This window comes from Gordonia pseudamarae (assembly GCF_025273675.1).
In the GTDB taxonomy this organism is placed as follows: Bacteria; Actinomycetota; Actinomycetes; order Mycobacteriales; family Mycobacteriaceae; genus Gordonia; species Gordonia pseudamarae.
Window position 1 is genome coordinate 2922645 of record NZ_CP045809.1, and the last position, 15752, is coordinate 2938396.

12 protein-coding genes and 1 tRNA gene are annotated in these 15752 nt (G+C 66.6%); 6 read left to right on the plus strand and 7 right to left on the minus strand.

Annotated features, from left to right (window positions below):
- Positions 1-64: 64 nt before the first annotated feature.
- From GII31_RS12820 to GII31_RS12845, 6 genes are all read right to left on the minus strand, one after another.
- The gene (locus GII31_RS12820) at positions 65-862 is read right to left on the minus strand and encodes an ABC transporter ATP-binding protein (protein ID WP_246221860.1); all 798 of its coding nucleotides are present in this window, start codon (positions 860-862) and stop codon (positions 65-67) included.
- On the minus strand, positions 846-1784 hold the full coding sequence (locus tag GII31_RS12825; RefSeq protein ID WP_407649976.1) for an ABC transporter ATP-binding protein: 939 nt from the start codon (positions 1782-1784) through the stop codon (positions 846-848). Before GII31_RS12825 ends, GII31_RS12820 begins: the two co-directional genes overlap by 17 nt.
- Positions 1785-1876: 92 nt before the next feature.
- Positions 1877-3133 carry a branched-chain amino acid ABC transporter permease gene (locus GII31_RS12830; RefSeq protein ID WP_213243583.1) on the minus strand — a complete coding sequence of 419 codons (1257 nt, stop codon included), beginning with the start codon at positions 3131-3133 and terminating at the stop codon, positions 1877-1879.
- On the minus strand, positions 3130-4173 hold the full coding sequence (locus tag GII31_RS12835; protein WP_213243585.1) for a branched-chain amino acid ABC transporter permease: 1044 nt from the start codon (positions 4171-4173) through the stop codon (positions 3130-3132). The genes GII31_RS12830 and GII31_RS12835 overlap by 4 nt, the downstream gene beginning before the upstream one ends.
- A 97-nt stretch (positions 4174-4270) precedes the next feature.
- Complete coding sequence (locus tag GII31_RS12840; RefSeq protein WP_213243587.1) at positions 4271-5500, minus strand: branched-chain amino acid ABC transporter substrate-binding protein; 1230 nt, start codon at positions 5498-5500, stop codon at positions 4271-4273.
- 190 nt (positions 5501-5690) lie between these two features.
- Positions 5691-6314: an ANTAR domain-containing response regulator gene (locus tag GII31_RS12845; RefSeq protein ID WP_213243589.1), complete on the minus strand. Its 624-nt coding sequence runs from the start codon at positions 6312-6314 to the stop codon at positions 5691-5693.
- 168 nt (positions 6315-6482) lie between these two features.
- Between GII31_RS12845 and GII31_RS12850 the strand changes: the two genes are divergently transcribed.
- Together GII31_RS12850 and GII31_RS12855 are read left to right on the plus strand one after the other, a co-directional pair.
- A tRNA-Leu gene (locus GII31_RS12850) sits at positions 6483-6556 on the plus strand.
- 399 nt (positions 6557-6955) lie between these two features.
- Complete coding sequence (locus GII31_RS12855; protein WP_213243591.1) at positions 6956-7756, plus strand: M23 family metallopeptidase; 801 nt, start codon at positions 6956-6958, stop codon at positions 7754-7756.
- 252 nt (positions 7757-8008) lie between these two features.
- Here GII31_RS12855 and relZ read toward each other — a convergent pair whose 3' ends face one another.
- On the minus strand, positions 8009-9730 hold the full coding sequence (gene relZ, locus GII31_RS12860) for a bifunctional ribonuclease/(p)ppGpp synthase (RefSeq protein WP_213243593.1): 1722 nt from the start codon (positions 9728-9730) through the stop codon (positions 8009-8011).
- 244 nt (positions 9731-9974) lie between these two features.
- On the opposite strand from relZ, the gene GII31_RS12865 reads away from it, so the two are divergent.
- From GII31_RS12865 to GII31_RS12880, 4 genes are all read left to right on the plus strand, one after another.
- Positions 9975-11000: a DUF2330 domain-containing protein gene (locus GII31_RS12865; RefSeq protein WP_213243595.1), complete on the plus strand. Its 1026-nt coding sequence runs from the start codon at positions 9975-9977 to the stop codon at positions 10998-11000.
- Positions 11001-11219: 219 nt separating this feature from the next.
- Positions 11220-12629 (plus strand): ethanolamine ammonia-lyase subunit EutB, encoded by a 1410-nt coding sequence (locus tag GII31_RS12870; protein ID WP_213243597.1) that lies wholly within the window; start codon positions 11220-11222, stop codon positions 12627-12629.
- Positions 12626-13501 carry an ethanolamine ammonia-lyase subunit EutC gene (eutC, locus tag GII31_RS12875; RefSeq protein WP_213243599.1) on the plus strand — a complete coding sequence of 292 codons (876 nt, stop codon included), beginning with the start codon at positions 12626-12628 and terminating at the stop codon, positions 13499-13501. The genes GII31_RS12870 and eutC overlap by 4 nt, the downstream gene beginning before the upstream one ends.
- A gap of 299 nt (positions 13502-13800) precedes the next feature.
- On the plus strand, positions 13801-15744 hold the full coding sequence (locus GII31_RS12880; RefSeq protein WP_213243601.1) for an ABC transporter ATP-binding protein/permease: 1944 nt from the start codon (positions 13801-13803) through the stop codon (positions 15742-15744).
- Positions 15745-15752 lie beyond the last annotated feature (8 nt).

Consider the following 15752-nt stretch of genomic DNA (forward strand, 5'->3'; position numbering starts at 1 on the left):
CACCGATGCCGAAAGCGGTGACTTACTGGGAGACTTTGTGATTGACCCGCCGTGCCGACAGACCCTACGCCACGCCCAGATAGGCCTCCCGGACGGCGTCGTCGTGCAGCAGTTCCCGGCCCGGGCCCTCCTTGGTGATCGACCCGGTCTCCAGGATGTAGCCGCGCGTGGAGCGACTGAGCGCCTGCTGCGCGTTCTGCTCGACGAGCAGAATCGTGGTACCGGTGGCGTTGATCTTCGCGATGATCTCGAAGATCTGCCGAATCACCATGGGCGCCAGCCCCATCGACGGCTCATCCAGGAGCAGCAGGCTGGGCCGGGCCATCAGGGCGCGGCCGATGGCCAGCATCTGCTGCTCGCCGCCGGACATCGTTCCGCCGTACTGCTTCTGGCGTTCGCCCAGGCGCGGGAACAACCCGAAGACCTCGTCGAGCGCCTCGGCGTAAGCCGCTTTGGATTCGAACTTCCTTCCGTAGCAACCCATGTCGAGGTTCTCCAGCACCGTCATGCCGGGGAAGATCCGGCGCCCCTCGGGCACCTGGATGATGCCGCGGGCCACCCGCTCGTGCGGCTTGAGTGTCGTGATGTCCTCGCCGTTGAAGCGGATCGACCCCTCGGTGGGTTTGTTGAGCCCCGAAATGCCACGCATGGTGGTCGATTTGCCCGCGCCGTTGGCGCCGAGCAGAGTGACCAGTTCACCGGCCTGCACGCTCAGCGAGATCCCGTGCAGCGCTTTGATCCGCCCGTAGTGGATCACCACATCGCGCAACTCCAGCACCGGCGCCTTCGGCCCGGGACCGCCGGGTGTCCCATCATCACCGGGTACCGCCTCTCGGGATCCGGCATCAAACGATTTCGTCATCGGGCACTCCCAGGTAGGCGGCGATCACCGCCGGATTGTCTCGGACCTCACGCGGTGTGCCCTCGGCGATCTTGCGGCCGAATTCGAGGACGACGATGCGGTCGGTCACTCCCATCACCAGACGCATGTCGTGTTCGATCAGCAGCACGGTGTACCCGTCGTCGCGGATCTTCTTGATCAATCCCATCAGTGCCGACTTCTCACTGGGGTTGAATCCGGCCGCCGGCTCGTCCAGGCACAGCAGTTTCGGTTCGGTGGCCAACGCCCGCGCGATCTCCAGGCGGCGCTGGTCGCCGTAGGGCAGGTTGGCGGCCTTCTCCGTGGCCCGCGCGGCGATCCCCACGAACTCCAGCAGCGCCATGCCGCGGTCGACGGCGTCGCGTTCCTCCCGGTAGTGCCGGGGGGTGCGGAACGTCGCCCCCCATACCGACGTCTTGTGCCGGGCGTCGGTGCCCACGCACACGTTCTCCAGCGCCGTCATCTCGCCCCACAGCCGCACGTTCTGGAACGTGCGCGCGATGCCTTTGCGGGTGATTTTGTGCCGCTTGAGCTTCCGGAGCGGTTCTCCGTCGAACGACACGGTACCGCGGGTGGGTGTGTACACCCCGGTGATCGCGTTGAAGCAGGTCGTCTTTCCCGCCCCGTTCGGCCCGATCAGACCCAGAATCTCGCCCCGCCGGATGTCGAACGAGACATCGCTCAGTGCCGCCAGGCCACCGAACTCCACGGTCAGGTCCCGCACCTGCAGCAGCGCATCGCCTTCGGCCGTCACGATGTCGCGTTGCGGTGCGACGACCTCGGCAACCAGTTCGGGGTCGGCCAGGGCGGGGTCTATCGCCACCGGATCCACCACCGTCGTCGCGAGCGGATCGGCGAGCACCTCGGCCACCTGCTCGGTCGGCGACTCGACGACCTGATGGATTCCGTCAGCCACACCGTCGGCGCCGGACCCGGTACCGGGCGGTTGCCACACGGGGCGGGCCGGCTCGCGCGGATCGTCGGGGAAGCGGTGCGTCACGATGTGACCTCCTTCTGCGCGCCCACGACCGGGTCCCCGCCCTCCCCCGGCGGACCGGGGTCCCGTCGGGCGGCATCGCCGACACGTTGCGCCGCCGCGTACACCTGCCGTCCGAACGTGATCAGCCGGGCGCGGGCGGGGAACAGCCCCTGCGGACGGAAGATCATCAGCGCCACCAGTGCCAAACCGAAGAACAGGTACTTGAAGTCACCGAGCGACTGTCCGCCCACCTCGATGCCCTGCACCCGCGCGGGAATGTACACAATGATGAAGGCGCCGACGATCACGCCGAGTTTGTTGCCCTGACCGCCGATGACCACCGCGCACAGAAACAGCATCGAATTGATGACGGTGAACGCCTTGGGATCGACGTACTGCACCTGCCCGGCGTAGACGGCGCCGGACAGGCCGCCGATGCCGGCACCGATGACGAACGCCCACAGCTTGTACTTGAACGTGGGTACACCCATGATCTCGGCGGCGTCCTCATCCTCGCGGATCGCGATCCAGGATCGTCCGACGCGGCTGCGTTCGAGGTTGCCGACGAACAGCAACACGATCACCACCAGCAGCAGCGCCAGCCAGTACCACCAGATGCCCGAGTTGATCCGGTCGTTGTTCTGCACCGAGAACACGCCGTCGGGTTTGTCGGCGCTGGTACCCAGTTCCGGGAACAGCACCCCCTGCAGACCGGCGGGACCGTTGGTGACCTCCTTGAGGTTGTCGGCCAGCAGCCGCACGATCTCACCGAAACCCAGGGTGACGATGGCCAGGTAGTCCCCGCGCACCCGCAGCGTCGGCGTGCCCAGGATGACGCCGGTGATGCCGGTGATGACAATGGCCAGCGGGATACACGCCAGCCACGCCCACGGCCCGGAAAAGATGCCGTGGTCGACGCTGTTCCACACCGGGCTGGCCGGGCTGGTCAGCAGCGCCACCACATAGGCGCCCACCGCGTAGAAACCCACATACCCGAGATCAAGCAGACCCGCCTGCCCGACCACCACGTTCAGGCCGATCGCGATGAGTGCGACCATCGCGAACTGCGCCATCGTGGCGCCGAAGTCGGTCGCGGTGGTGGAGATGAGCGGCGGGTCGAGCACCGGGAGCAGGGCCAGCGCGGCGAATGCGACGACGCCGACACCCCACTGGGCCGGCCGTGACTGCCTGTCCCACCAGCTGCGGATCGCATCGCCCACGCCGCGGCGCGGTGCGGCGGCGGCCACGGGAACGGTCGGGTCCGAATTCGTCATACGCGTGCCTTCCCGAGTTTCTCACCGAGGATGCCCGTCGGCCGGAACATCAACACCAGGATGAGCAGCGCGAACGCCACCACATCCTTCCACTGATTACCGAAGACGACCGATCCGTAGTTCTCCATCACACCGAGCAACAGGCCGCCGAGCAACGCTCCGCGCACATTGCCGATACCACCGAGCACCGCCGCGCAGAACGCCTTGATGCCCAGGATGAAACCGCCGTAGTAGACGACATTCGACGGGACGTGCAGGGTATACAGCAACGCCGCGGCACCGGCGAGCAGACCGCCGATCAGGAACGTCACCATGATGATGCGTTCGCGCGAGACACCCATCAGCAGCGCCGCCTCCGGATCCTGTGCGACCGAACGGATGCCACGTCCCAGCCGGGTCCGGTTGATGAGAAAGTCGACGCCCACGGCCAATCCGATCGCCGCGATCACGATGATCAGGATGACATTGGTGACCGATGCGCCGAAAACGGTGAACTGCTCGGTCGGCTGGACCAGCTTGATCGCCGGCTGGGGGCTCGACCCGCCCAGACGCGGATCTGTCGGCACCTTCGGCAACACGTAGTGGACAAACTCCTGCAGCACGAACGACATGCCGATCGCCGTGATCAGGAAGGCGAGCGGTTTGGCGTTGCGTTTTCGCAGCGGCCGGTACGCGACGAACTCCAGACCGACCGCGGTGGTGCCCGAGACGGCCATACCGATCAGCCCGGCCAGCAACAGATAGGCGATGGTCATCAGCGTGCCTTCGCTCCACACATCGCCCTGAGGCCGGAAACCCAGCAGCATCAGGCCGATGTACTGGCCGAACATGCCGAGCATGAACACTTCCGAATGCGCGAAGTTGATCAGTCTGAGCACGCCGTAGACGAGCGTGTAGCCCACCGCGACGAGGGCGTAGATCGAACCGTAGGCAAGTCCCTGAATCGTGAGTGTCCAGAATCCGTCTCGCAACGCACCGAGATCGAAGCCGATGGTCGAAGCCACCACCGACGTCGACTCGGCCAACGAATACGCGATCATGCGTACCTTTCAGCCGAAATATCGTGGTCCGCACACAGGTGCACCCGGGACGAGATACTCGCACCCGGGTGCACCGATGTACACCTACCTCTGGTCGTTACTTGACTTCGTAAACCCAGATCAGCGACGACTTGAGTTCGCCGGTCGAGGTCCACGAATACTCGCGGGCCAGACCGCTGCCCTGGTAGTCCTTGACGAACGCCAGCAGGTCGGCACGGGTGGTCTTGCCCTCGGCGATGCCCTTCATCAGGATCGTCGCCAGATCGTAGGCCTCGACCGAGTACACGCCCGGCGCCTGCTTGAACTTCGACTCGTAGGCTTCCTTGAACTTGTCGGGGGCCGGACCGCACGGGCAGGTGAGCAGCGCACCCTTGGCGGAGCTGCCGGCCAGCGCGGTGAACTGCGGGTCGTTCGCGCCGTCGCCGGAGACGAACGTGATCGAGGAATCGGCGCGCTTGAGCTGCTCGGCGAGCGGGGCGGCCTCCGAGTAGTAGCCGGCGTAGAACACCGCGTCGGGCTCGGCACCGGTGATGGTCGAGATGATCGCCGAGAAGTCGCGCTCGCCCTTCTTCACATCGCCCTCGCAACTCTTGATGCTCGCATCACCGAGGGACGCGATCACCGCCTTGGCCAGGCCCGCACCGTACTCGGTGTCGTCCTTGACCACGCACACCTTTTCCTTGCCTGCCGTGCCGGTCAGGTACTTGGCGACCGCCGGGCCCTGCACGTCGTCGTTGGCCAGACCGCGGAAGAACGTCTTCCAGCCATTGTCGGTGAGCGCCGGGTTGGTGGCCGATGCGGTCACCGACACCAGACCCGCCTGGCTGAAGATGCCGCCGGTGGCCTTGGTCTCACCGGAGAACGCCGGTCCGATGAGGCCGACGACGTCCTTGTTGTTGACAATCTGCGGCGCGACCTGAGTCGCCTTCTGCGGGTCACCCTCGGTGTCGTAGGTCTTGAGCGTGATCGTGCAGTCCGGGTTGGCGCTGTTGTGCTCGTCGACGGCGAGTTGGGCGCCGTTGCGGATGTTGATGCCGAGCGCGGCGTCGGCGCCCGTCAGCGCTCCGGCCATCGCGATGGTGGTCGGGTCGCATGTGGCCTTACCATCACCGGCCGGACTCAGCGCGTCCGACTCGGCCGCCGCCTCCACCTCGTTGCCACTGGTGTCGATCTGCGCGAGCGGCGCGATCATCAGACCTGAGCTCGTACCCGCCGAGGTGCTCGTGCCCGAATCCGAATCCGAGTCGTCCTTGGAACTACACGCGGACAGGGCGAGGACAGCTGCCATCGTCACCGCGAGAGCACCCGTCGTCATCCGACGATGCATGTTTCACACCTCTCAATTCTGCCGCACGACGCGAACGTCGTGAGGTCCGGAAGAGACCTGACGGAAAACTTAACCCGAAACTCCGCCTCCCGCGCAGGTTCTGCGCGCAAAGTCGCAGCCGACGGCGGCGTGTTGCACAGATTTAACGCCGCGCCGGATGCCCGGCCCGGTCAGGGACGCAGCGGCGGCGTCAGCCCGGGGCACCCAGCGTTTCGACCACCACCTGCGCGACGGCCCTCATCGTCGTGCGACGGTCCATCGCCGCCCGCTGGATCCACTTGAACGCCTCGGGTTCGCTGAGGTTCTGTTTCTCCATCAGCAGCCCTTTGGCGCGTTCGACCAGTTTCCGGGTCTCCAGCCGGTCCTGCATGGACGCGACCTCGGACTCCAGCGACTTGACCTCCTGATAGCGACTGACCGCCACCTCGATCGCCGGCACCAGATCGGCCTTGGTGAACGGCTTGACCAGATACGCCATCGCACCCGCGTCGCGAGCCTTCTCCACAAAATCACGCTGACTGAAAGCCGTCAGCATAACCACCGGAGCAAGACGTTTCGCGGCGATCTCGCTGGCCGCGTCGATACCGTCGCGGACCGGCATCTTGATGTCCATGATGACCAGATCCGGATGGAGTGATTCGGTGAGTTCGACGGCCACCTGGCCGTTGGGTGCCTCCCCCACCACGTCATAGCCTTCTTCGCGGAGCATCTCGATCAGATCCATCCGGATCAGGGAGTCGTCCTCGGCCACCAGCACCCGATGCGTGGTCGCGGGGGTATCGCCACCCGTCGCAGTCTCTTGCGTCACCGTCACTTCTCCTCCTCACCCAGCCCCGGTTCACGGCGCCGGCCGCCTCCCCAGACGTGCCGATCACCCCAGGTGGCCACCCTGGCCATGGCGAGCAGAGTACCGGTTGGCGACGCATCCGGCTCATCGTCTAATGTGGACAACCGCGGCGCCGCACACCGGGGCCGCGAGGATGCCCTCGTAGCCCAATTGGCAGAGGCAACGGATTCAAAACCCGTCCAGTGTGAGTTCGAGTCTCACCGAGGGCACAACTTCCTCTGAGGTTGCTGTTGATCCCGGAAACCGGGTTCGGCAGCAAACTCAGTTCGTATCGGCACCTCTCGGCTCCCGGGGACGGAGTCGGACTGCGGTGCGACGGCGGGCCACCTTCCACATCCACGGCCGCAGACGCCGCAAACAGGATCTGGAATGGGCGAATCGGCGTCGACTGATCGGGCGCGTCCGGATATGCGGTCACATCACTCGACCACAGCGAAACCCGCTGTCCAGCTGATCTTCCCAGAGCTTGCGAGGGTGAGTTACAGGAACCCGAATGCCTCGAGTTCACGGGCACGCTCAAAGCCCTTTCCTTCCATCCGTGATGTGTAGTAACCTCACCGTGTCCATGACGAGATCAAAATGTTATCTACGACGAGCGGACCGATACAGTGCTACAACACCGACCGAACTCCCCCGCCGCCATCCCGGACGCGAAGATCCTCCCGGCCGACCTGCTGCTCTGCGGCGCCTCGTCGAGCGGCCGCCGGGCCGGACAGCACCGCGCCGCCAAGAACTCGTCGGCGTCCGCGACCACCGTCGCCGGCGCGACCGTGGCACTGGCCGGAGCGATCGGGCTGGCCGCGGGCGGTGCGGCACAGGCGGCCGCACATCCGTCGACCCCGACGACCGACTACAAGACGGACCCCGCGCTGTCGACACTCCGATCGCTGGCCACACTGCCGGGCGTGGAGGATCTGACGGCCCACGCGCAAGACCTGGCCACCCACGCGGATCTGTCGGCCTCGATCGACAAGGCCCTGCAGGACCTGCTGCCCCGGAAGCTCCCGACTCCCCACAAGCACACCGCAGTGCGGCCCGTCCACGGCACGGTGACCTCCGGCTACGGCGCCCGCTGGGGCGTCCAGCACTACGGCGTCGACATCGCCAACGAGATCGGCACGCCGGTCTACGCGGTCACCGACGGCACCGTCCTCGAATCCGGTCCCGCCTCCGGCTTCGGCCAGTGGGTACGGGTCCAGCAGGACGACGGCACCATCGGGGTCTTCGGCCATGTCGACCAGAGCTTCGTGACGGCGGGCCAGGAGGTCAAGGCCGGCGAACAGATCGCGACCGTCGGCAACCGCGGACAGTCCACCGGCCCGCACCTGCACTACGAGGTCTGGGACAAGGACGGCACCAAGATCAACCCGCAGGTGTGGCTCAAGAATCGCGGCGTCGACATCGAATAGCCCCGCCCGACAACAAGACCTCTCGGATTCGGTCCACAAGACCCCTTCGGTCGCGGACACCGTTGGCTACGAGCCGCTACTCGGCGGCGGACTGATCACCACGCTGCCGTACCGATCATCGCGGCGGTCGGACTGGCGCTGTTCACCGTCTTCTCGGTGATCTCGGTCGCCGCGATCGGCGTGTGGGACATCCGGTGCACACCATCGGCCGCCTGATCAGCCGCACGGCTCCCCGGCCCGGCCGGTCCGCGATCAGCTGTCGGATCCGCTCAGCTTCACCAATCGGTTCTCCAACAAGAGGATTCGGTGCGCGTTGCCGTCCAACCGGACGTACCGGTCGCCGAATGCGGCCAGGAGCGCATCGTCGAGACGGCGCACCGCACCCGCGGGATAGCGGTAACCCATCGCCGCGTCGACGGCGTCGGTGTCGACCCCGGCCAGCTCCCCTTCCAGCGCCTCCAGCGAATCGATTCCCAGATCGAGCAGCAGCCCGGAGATCCAGGCGTAATGGTCGGTACGTGACCAACCCGCGTCGGGAAACCGGGTACCCAGATACGTTGCCAGCACCGGGGTCGGGATCCGCGGGTCGTCGGTGACCTCGATGCCCGGCTCGGACGGTTCGGCCGACAGCAACCGCTCCCGGATCGCCGAGAACTCCCGGTCGGCGAGTTCCAGCAGGCCCGCCGCCAACGCGAAACGCCGGTTGAGGTCGGGCGCGTCGTCCTCGGACACCGACCCCTTGTAGCGAATGTCGTGTTCGAACTCGGCCCACGCGTGCTGCAGGATCGTCCGCACCTGTACCGACGCCGGAAGCTGCTCGCCTTCGAGCGCAACCAGCAGGTGCCGGCTCGCATACCCCCAACGACCCTCGCTCGCCGTTTGCTGCCCCATGTCACGATCATCGAGAAGCCGCATCTCGTCGGCGAGAAGATTGGCGACGACGGCGACATCGTCGTACAGGTAGGTGATGACCCGGACACCGATCTGATCGGTGATCTCCGACAGCGGATCGGTGTACACGTGCCGGCCGTCGACGTGCCGGTCAGCCTTACCCGCGAAGGACGCAACGGTTTTGGTGCGACCGGACACCGTCACATAGTTGATGCCGGCGTCGTCGAGCAGGTTGATCAACCTGGCCAGGTAGCGCGCCGTCGACTGTTCCAGCGCCGGCCGACGCTCGGTGTAGGCCACGACCGCATCGGCGATCGCACCCGGGGTGGTCTCCGCCGGTGCGGGCAACAGATCGTGCGGCAAGGTCGGGGTGAGGATATAGCCGGTCTCGAAGTCGCCGTAGATGGTCACGTCATCGGGTCTGCGCGTGGCCAGGAGCGCCACATACGCGCAGACAACCGCATCCACCGGATCCTCGGCGCGCCGCAGGTCACTCTTGCGCCGCGCGGATTCGACAGTCTCCCGCAGTTGCGACCAGTCCTCGCAATCACTCACCCGCAGCGGCGGATTCGCATGAGCGAGGGCCTCGACGTGCTCGATCAGCCGTAACAGCTCGGCCCGCAGCTGTGAGAAACTCCGACCGGTCTTCGCCTTGTATTTCAGGGTTCGTCCGAGGCGGAACAGCACCACCGTCGCCGGATGCGGGTAGACCTCGATCGCACGCCTGGCCGCTGTCGACTCCGGATCCGGGTCCAGACCGAGAGACTCGGCGATGGCCGCCGCGCGAGGAATACCGGCGAACTCCTTCTTGCCGGTATTGGACGGATGCGCGCCGGCCTGAAATCTGCCGAAATCGACATTGAGTCGCCGCTCCGCCTCACGCTGCCCCTTGGGGTTGACGACGATCAGCGGCGCGTCGATGGCGACCAGGCAGTCACCGGCGACATACGGTTCCACGGCCTTTCGGATACTCGCGTCATCACCGGCCGTGGTCGCGGACACCAGCGACCCGGCGTCGTCGACGATCGCGACACCTGTGGGCTTGCGCTGCCCCCACGCCAGGTCGAGTCCGACAAAATACACGCGTACAACTATGCCTTACCGCGCCGTGTCCCCTGTGCCACGTCCTCCCCGCCGCGATCGGCGTATACCTGTTCGTCGACGTCGTGTCGACCGCGGCCGGCGGCCCCACACTGCCGATGGGTTCGCCGGTCCTGAAGTGACCGGTGCTCCCGGTGCGCCGACCGAATGAATTCCGTTCGGGCGGCGTGACCGGGAGCGCCGCCTCTGCTGGGATGGGACGCAGCCGCCGGACGAAGGACCAGCAATGCCAACCCATCTGCTACGTCTCACCCTCGCGTTTCTCTTCGCGATTCCGGGACTGCTGATCGCATCACCGGCGGCGGCGTGCGCCTGCGGCGCGATCGCCAGCAACGACGCCGCCGCTCAGGTCAACCGGGAGACGGCGATCGTGTCGAAGACCGGAAACCGTGAAACCATCGACATGCGGCTGTCGATGCGATCGGTGCGATCGGACGCCGCGCTGATCGTCCCCACACCGACACCCGCCACCGTATCGGCCGGCGATGGCGCACTGTTCGACGACTACGAGAAGATCAGCGCGCCCCGCACCGAAACCCGACGGCACTGGTGGTCGCGGTCGACCGACGACGACGGTGCCACCGCCGGTGCCCGGGCGCCCGCGAGTGCCGCCGGAGCCGCCGATCCGCAGGTCGTCGCCCGCGTCCGGCTCGGCCCCCTCGACATCACCACACTCACCGGCGGCGACCTGGACGGCCTGCGGAAATGGTTGTCGGACAACGGCTACCAACTCAAGCCCGCCGTGATCTCGGCATTGGCACCGTATGTGGCCGAACGGTGGTCGTTCGTGGCCATCGCACTGACCTCCCCCACCGCGCTGTCCGGGCCGCTGGACCCGATCCGCATGGAGTTCGACACCGATCAGCTCGTGTACCCGATGCGGATGTCGGCCGCGGCCACCGGAACCCAGACGGTCGACCTGTACGTGCTCGCCGATCACCGCCAGGACCGGACCGACGCCGACACCGCGCGGCAACAGGTGCGCACCCTGTACTCCGGTCGACTCGCCGACGGCCGGCACCTCACCACGGTCCGGACGACAGTCACCGCTCCGCAATCTATTTCGTCCGATTTCGTGTTCGCCACGGCCGCCGATGATTCGCCCTACCGGCGGGTCGTGTACACAGACTCCGACGTCACCATCGCGGGCATGATGGCCGGGCCGTTCCTGCTCGTCGTCGGCGTGATCGTGCTTGTCGTCGTGGTGGCGGGTGTCGCTGTTGCCGTGGGTCGGCGGCGGATCGACGGGTGAGATCGGTTGATGAGCCCGCGAACACCGTCGTCTCACCGGGTTTCGAGGCTCGCCGCCTGGCTGCTCCTCACACCCCAACCGGCGAAAAGGGGGCGGCCGACACCGCTCGAAGCCGGCGGCTCCGCACACCTCCACCAGCAGGAGGGGCGGTCTTGGGCTGCGAGGATGCCTCGGCGCACGTAGACTTCCGGCATCGGTAGTCCCGGAAGGTGGCCTTCGATGAGATTTGTCCAGACCATCGCGGGGACGACGTATGAGTTCGACGGCATCGTCGAACTCCTGGCCAAGGCCACGCCGCTGCGCTCCGGTGATCAGCTCGCCGGTTGCGCGGCCACCTCGGATGCCGAACGGGCCGCCGCCGCTTGGCAATTGGCAGATGTTCCGCTGGCCACACTCCTCGAAGAGCCGGTGGTGCCGTACGAAACCGACGAGGTGACGCGGCTGATCATCGACACCTACGACCGCGACGCGTTCGCCGCGGTGTCGCATCTGACCGTCGGCGGATTCCGCGACTGGCTGCTGGAGACGGCGGCCCGGGAGGACGCCGCCGAACGCTATGCCGCCGTCGCACCAGGTCTGACGCCCGAAATGGTGGCGGCCACAAGCAAGCTCATGCGCAACCAGGACCTGATCCTGGTGGCCTCGGCGGCCCGGGTGCGGTCCGCGTTCCGCACCACCATCGGCCTACCCGGCCGGATCGCGACGCGACTGCAACCCAATCATCCCACCGACGACCCGCGCGGCATCGCCGCCGCCACCCTCGACGGGCTGCTGATGGGCTGTGGCGACGCGGTCATCGGCATCAATCCGGCCACTGACTCACCGCAGGCCACCGCCGATCTGCTGCACCTGCTCGACGACATCCGGCAACGCTTCTCCATCCCGATGCAGTCGTGCGTGCTCTCACACGTCACCACCACCGTCGAACTGATCGAACGGGGCGTGCCGGTGGATCTGGTGTTTCAGTCGATCGCCGGAACCGAGTCGGCCAACCGCGCTTTCGGGGTAAGCGTGCCGATGCTGACCGAGGCCAACGAGGCCGGGCGCTCACTCAACCGGGGCACCGTCGGCGACAACGTCATGTATCTGGAAACGGGCCAGGGGTCGGCGCTGTCGGCCGGGGCACACCTGGGCACCGGTGGCAGACCCGTCGATCAGCAGACGCTGGAGACCCGCGCCTACGGCCTGGCCCGCGCGCTGGAGCCGCTGCTGATCAACACCGTCGTCGGATTCATCGGGCCGGAGTACCTCTACGACGGCAAACAGATCATCCGGGCCGGTCTCGAAGACCACTTCTGCGGCAAACTGCTCGGGCTGCCGATGGGGGTGGACGTCTGCTACACCAACCACGCCGAGGCCGACCAGGACGACATGGACACCCTGCTCACCCTGCTCGGGGTGGCCGGGACCGCATTCGTGATCGCGGTCCCCGGCGCCGACGACGTGATGCTCGGATACCAGAGCCTGTCCTTCCACGACGCGCTGTACGTGCGTCGGGCACTGAACCTGCGGCCGGCACCAGAGTTCGAACAGTGGCTGGCCGGTCTGGGTATGGCCGACAGCAACGGCCGGATCCTGCCGGTGGACCCGGCCACCTCACCCCTGCTGGCCCTGGCGGCGGCACCGTGACCACGCCGCACACGGGCCCCCCGGCAGCGGGCGCACCCGACGTGTGGACCGACCTGCGGCTGACGACCCGGGCCCGGATCGGTCTCGGCCGCGCGGGCAACTCGCTGCCCACCTCCCGGGTGCTCGAGTTCACCGCGGCGCACGCGGCCGCCCGTGACGCCGTCCACGACCCTCTCGACGCCGACCGATTCGCGGCTTCACTCACCGGCCTGGGGCTGGGCGAACCGCTTCTCGTGGCCAGCAAAGCGCGCTCACGCGGGGAGTATCTGCGCCGCCCTGACCTCGGTCGACAACCCGCCGACGGCACCGAACTCCCCTCGGCGGCAGCCGATGTCGGCGTCGTGCTGGCCGACGGACTGTCGCCGCGCGCACTCGCCGACCACGGTCACGCACTCGTCGCAGCCCTGCTCGAGACCTTCGGCGGCCGGTACACGATCGCGCCGCCGGTCATCGCGACCCAGGCGCGCGTTGCGCTCGGCGACCACATCGGCTCGGCTCTCGGGGTGACCACGCTGATCATGATCATCGGCGAGCGTCCCGGACTGTCGGTGGCCGACAGCCTCGGCATCTACCTCACGCACCGGCCGCGGGTGGGCCGTACCGACGCCGACCGCAACTGCGTCTCCAACATCCACCCGCCGGACGGGCTCGGCTACGCCGCGGCGGCCGCGGTCACCGCCGCGCTGCTGGCCGGAGCGCGCACGCTGGGCCGTTCGGGCGTCGACCTCAAGGACACCTCGCGCCGGGAGCCGGACCCCGAGCTCGTGATGAATTCCGACGCGATCGAGAGCCCCTCACCCACCGATCGCCCGCCCGCCGATCGCCCGGGCCGCACACAGACGGCCGTTACCCATCCTCACCAGCAAAGTTAGGTAAGACTTAGCTTGCTGGCGCGCTGGTCGAGGGCGGTCTACTCTCGGGTACAACGCAATGGTGACCAGGACAAACACGGTTCGCCGAATAATTCCAAAAGACCTTTCTCTGCAGCCCGCCGGTGCCGTCGACGTCGTGACACACGATGTCGACGGCACCGGTCGTTGCACGCTCCTTTTTCGCACCCACCGGCGCAATGGGCCCTTTGCCCGGTAGCGCGCGCCGTGGCCGGGTTAAGATTCCCGCCATCTGCCGGTTCGGCAGCCGTCAACCGCCCGACCGGACAGATGGGGAACGCGTGGAATACAGCATCGACTGGGGATCGGAGTTTCTGACGTCGCTCCGCTGGATCGCCATTATGTTCAGCTACTCGATGATCGGCCTGCTCGTGGCCGGTTTCGTCCTGTCCCGGACGACGCTCTGGGGCCGTCAGTACTGGCGCGCGGCCGGTGGATTCTTCACCGGCCGCGACACCCGGGTGAGTGCGTGGGTGCTGGTGGTGGTGCTGATGCTGCTCATGGTGATCGGTGTCCGATTGACCGTGGTGCTGTCCTACCAGGGCCGCGACATGTTCAACGCCCTGCAAGGCGCGGCCGAGGCGATATCGAACGGCGACGGCACCGCCCTCGACCAGGCCGAGGACATGTTCTGGAACTCGCTGTGGCTGTTCGGGCTGCTGGCGACCATTCACGTGGTCCGCACGTTGGTCGAGCTGTACCTGGGCAGCATGTTCGAGGTACGGCTGCGGCAGTTCATGACCACCCGTGTCACCACCGACTGGCTCACCGGACTGGCGTTCTACCGCAACCGGTTCGTCAACACCGGTATCGACGGCGACGATGCCAAGATCCAGCCCGGCGTCGACAACCCCGACCAGCGTATCGAGATCGATATCGACAACGTGTCGGCCTCGAGCCGCAGGCTGGTGTTCGGGTCCGGCGGATCGTCGACCAACGGCGTGATACCCGCCATCATCACCATCTGCACATTCACCAAGATCTTGTGGGAACTGTCCGGCCCCATGGACATCTTCGGCACCGAGGTACCGCACGCCATGGTGTGGATGGTGTACCTGTTCGTCCTGGTGTCGACGATTGTCGCGTTCTGGCTCGGCCACCCGTTGATCAGGCTGTACTTCCTGCGCGAACGCCTCGCGGCCAACTTCCGCTACTCACTGGTCCGGCTTCGCGACGGCGCCGAGAAAGTGGCGCTGTACCGGGGCGCCGACACCGAGCAGCGCGGCCTGCTCGACCGGTTCGCGTCGATCGTCGTCAACTTCTGGCAGGTCGTGTTCCGCTCACTCAAGTTCAACGGCTGGAACTTCGTGGTGAATCAGGCGTCGGCGGTCTTCCCCTACATCATTCAGGCACCGCGATTCTTCGCCGGCGAGATCAAGCTCGGCGAGATGACGCAGACGGCATCGGCGTTCGGCAACGTGCACGACTCGCTGTCGTTCTTCCGCGAGGCATTCGACTCGTTCGCCGACCTGCGGGCGTCACTGTACCGTCTCGACGGCCTCGAACAGGCCAACCACGAGTCTCGCGAGCTCCCCCAGATCGCCACCGTGGACACCGAACGCGGCGTCGAAGTGCGCAAGGTGACCACCTCCACCCCGGATGGCGTGGAGCTGGTGAGTGAGCTGGACCTGTCACTACATCCGGGCGACGCGCTGGTCATCAAGGGACGGTCCGGTTCGGGCAAGACCACCCTGCTGCGCGGCCTGGCCGGTCTGTGGCCGTTCGTCTCCGGCGAGTTCGCCCGTCCCGGCGAGTCGACGCTGTTCCTGTCGCAGATCCCCTACATTCCGCTCGGCGATCTGCGCACCGCCGTCGCCTACCCGGCGTCACCGGAATCGGTGGGCGACGATTCCATCCGGGCGGTGCTGGAACAGGTCTTCCTGTCGCATCTGGTCGGCAGGCTCGACGAGGAGGCCGACTGGGCCGCGGTCCTGTCACCCGGCGAACAGCAACGTGTCGCGTTCGCCCGCATTCTGCTCAATAAGCCCGCGGTCGCATTCCTCGACGAGGCCACCTCGGCGATCGACGAGGGCCTGGAGTTCGAGTTGTACTCACTGATCCGGCGCGAACGACCCGACACGGTGCTGATCTCCGTCAGCCACCGCAGCACCACCGACCAGCACCACACCCAGTTGCTCGAATTGACCGGTGGAGGCGCGTGGAATCTGCGGCCATTGGATCCGCCGGGAACGGTGCCCGGTGCCGGAAAGCACTCACCGCAATAATTTTTGGA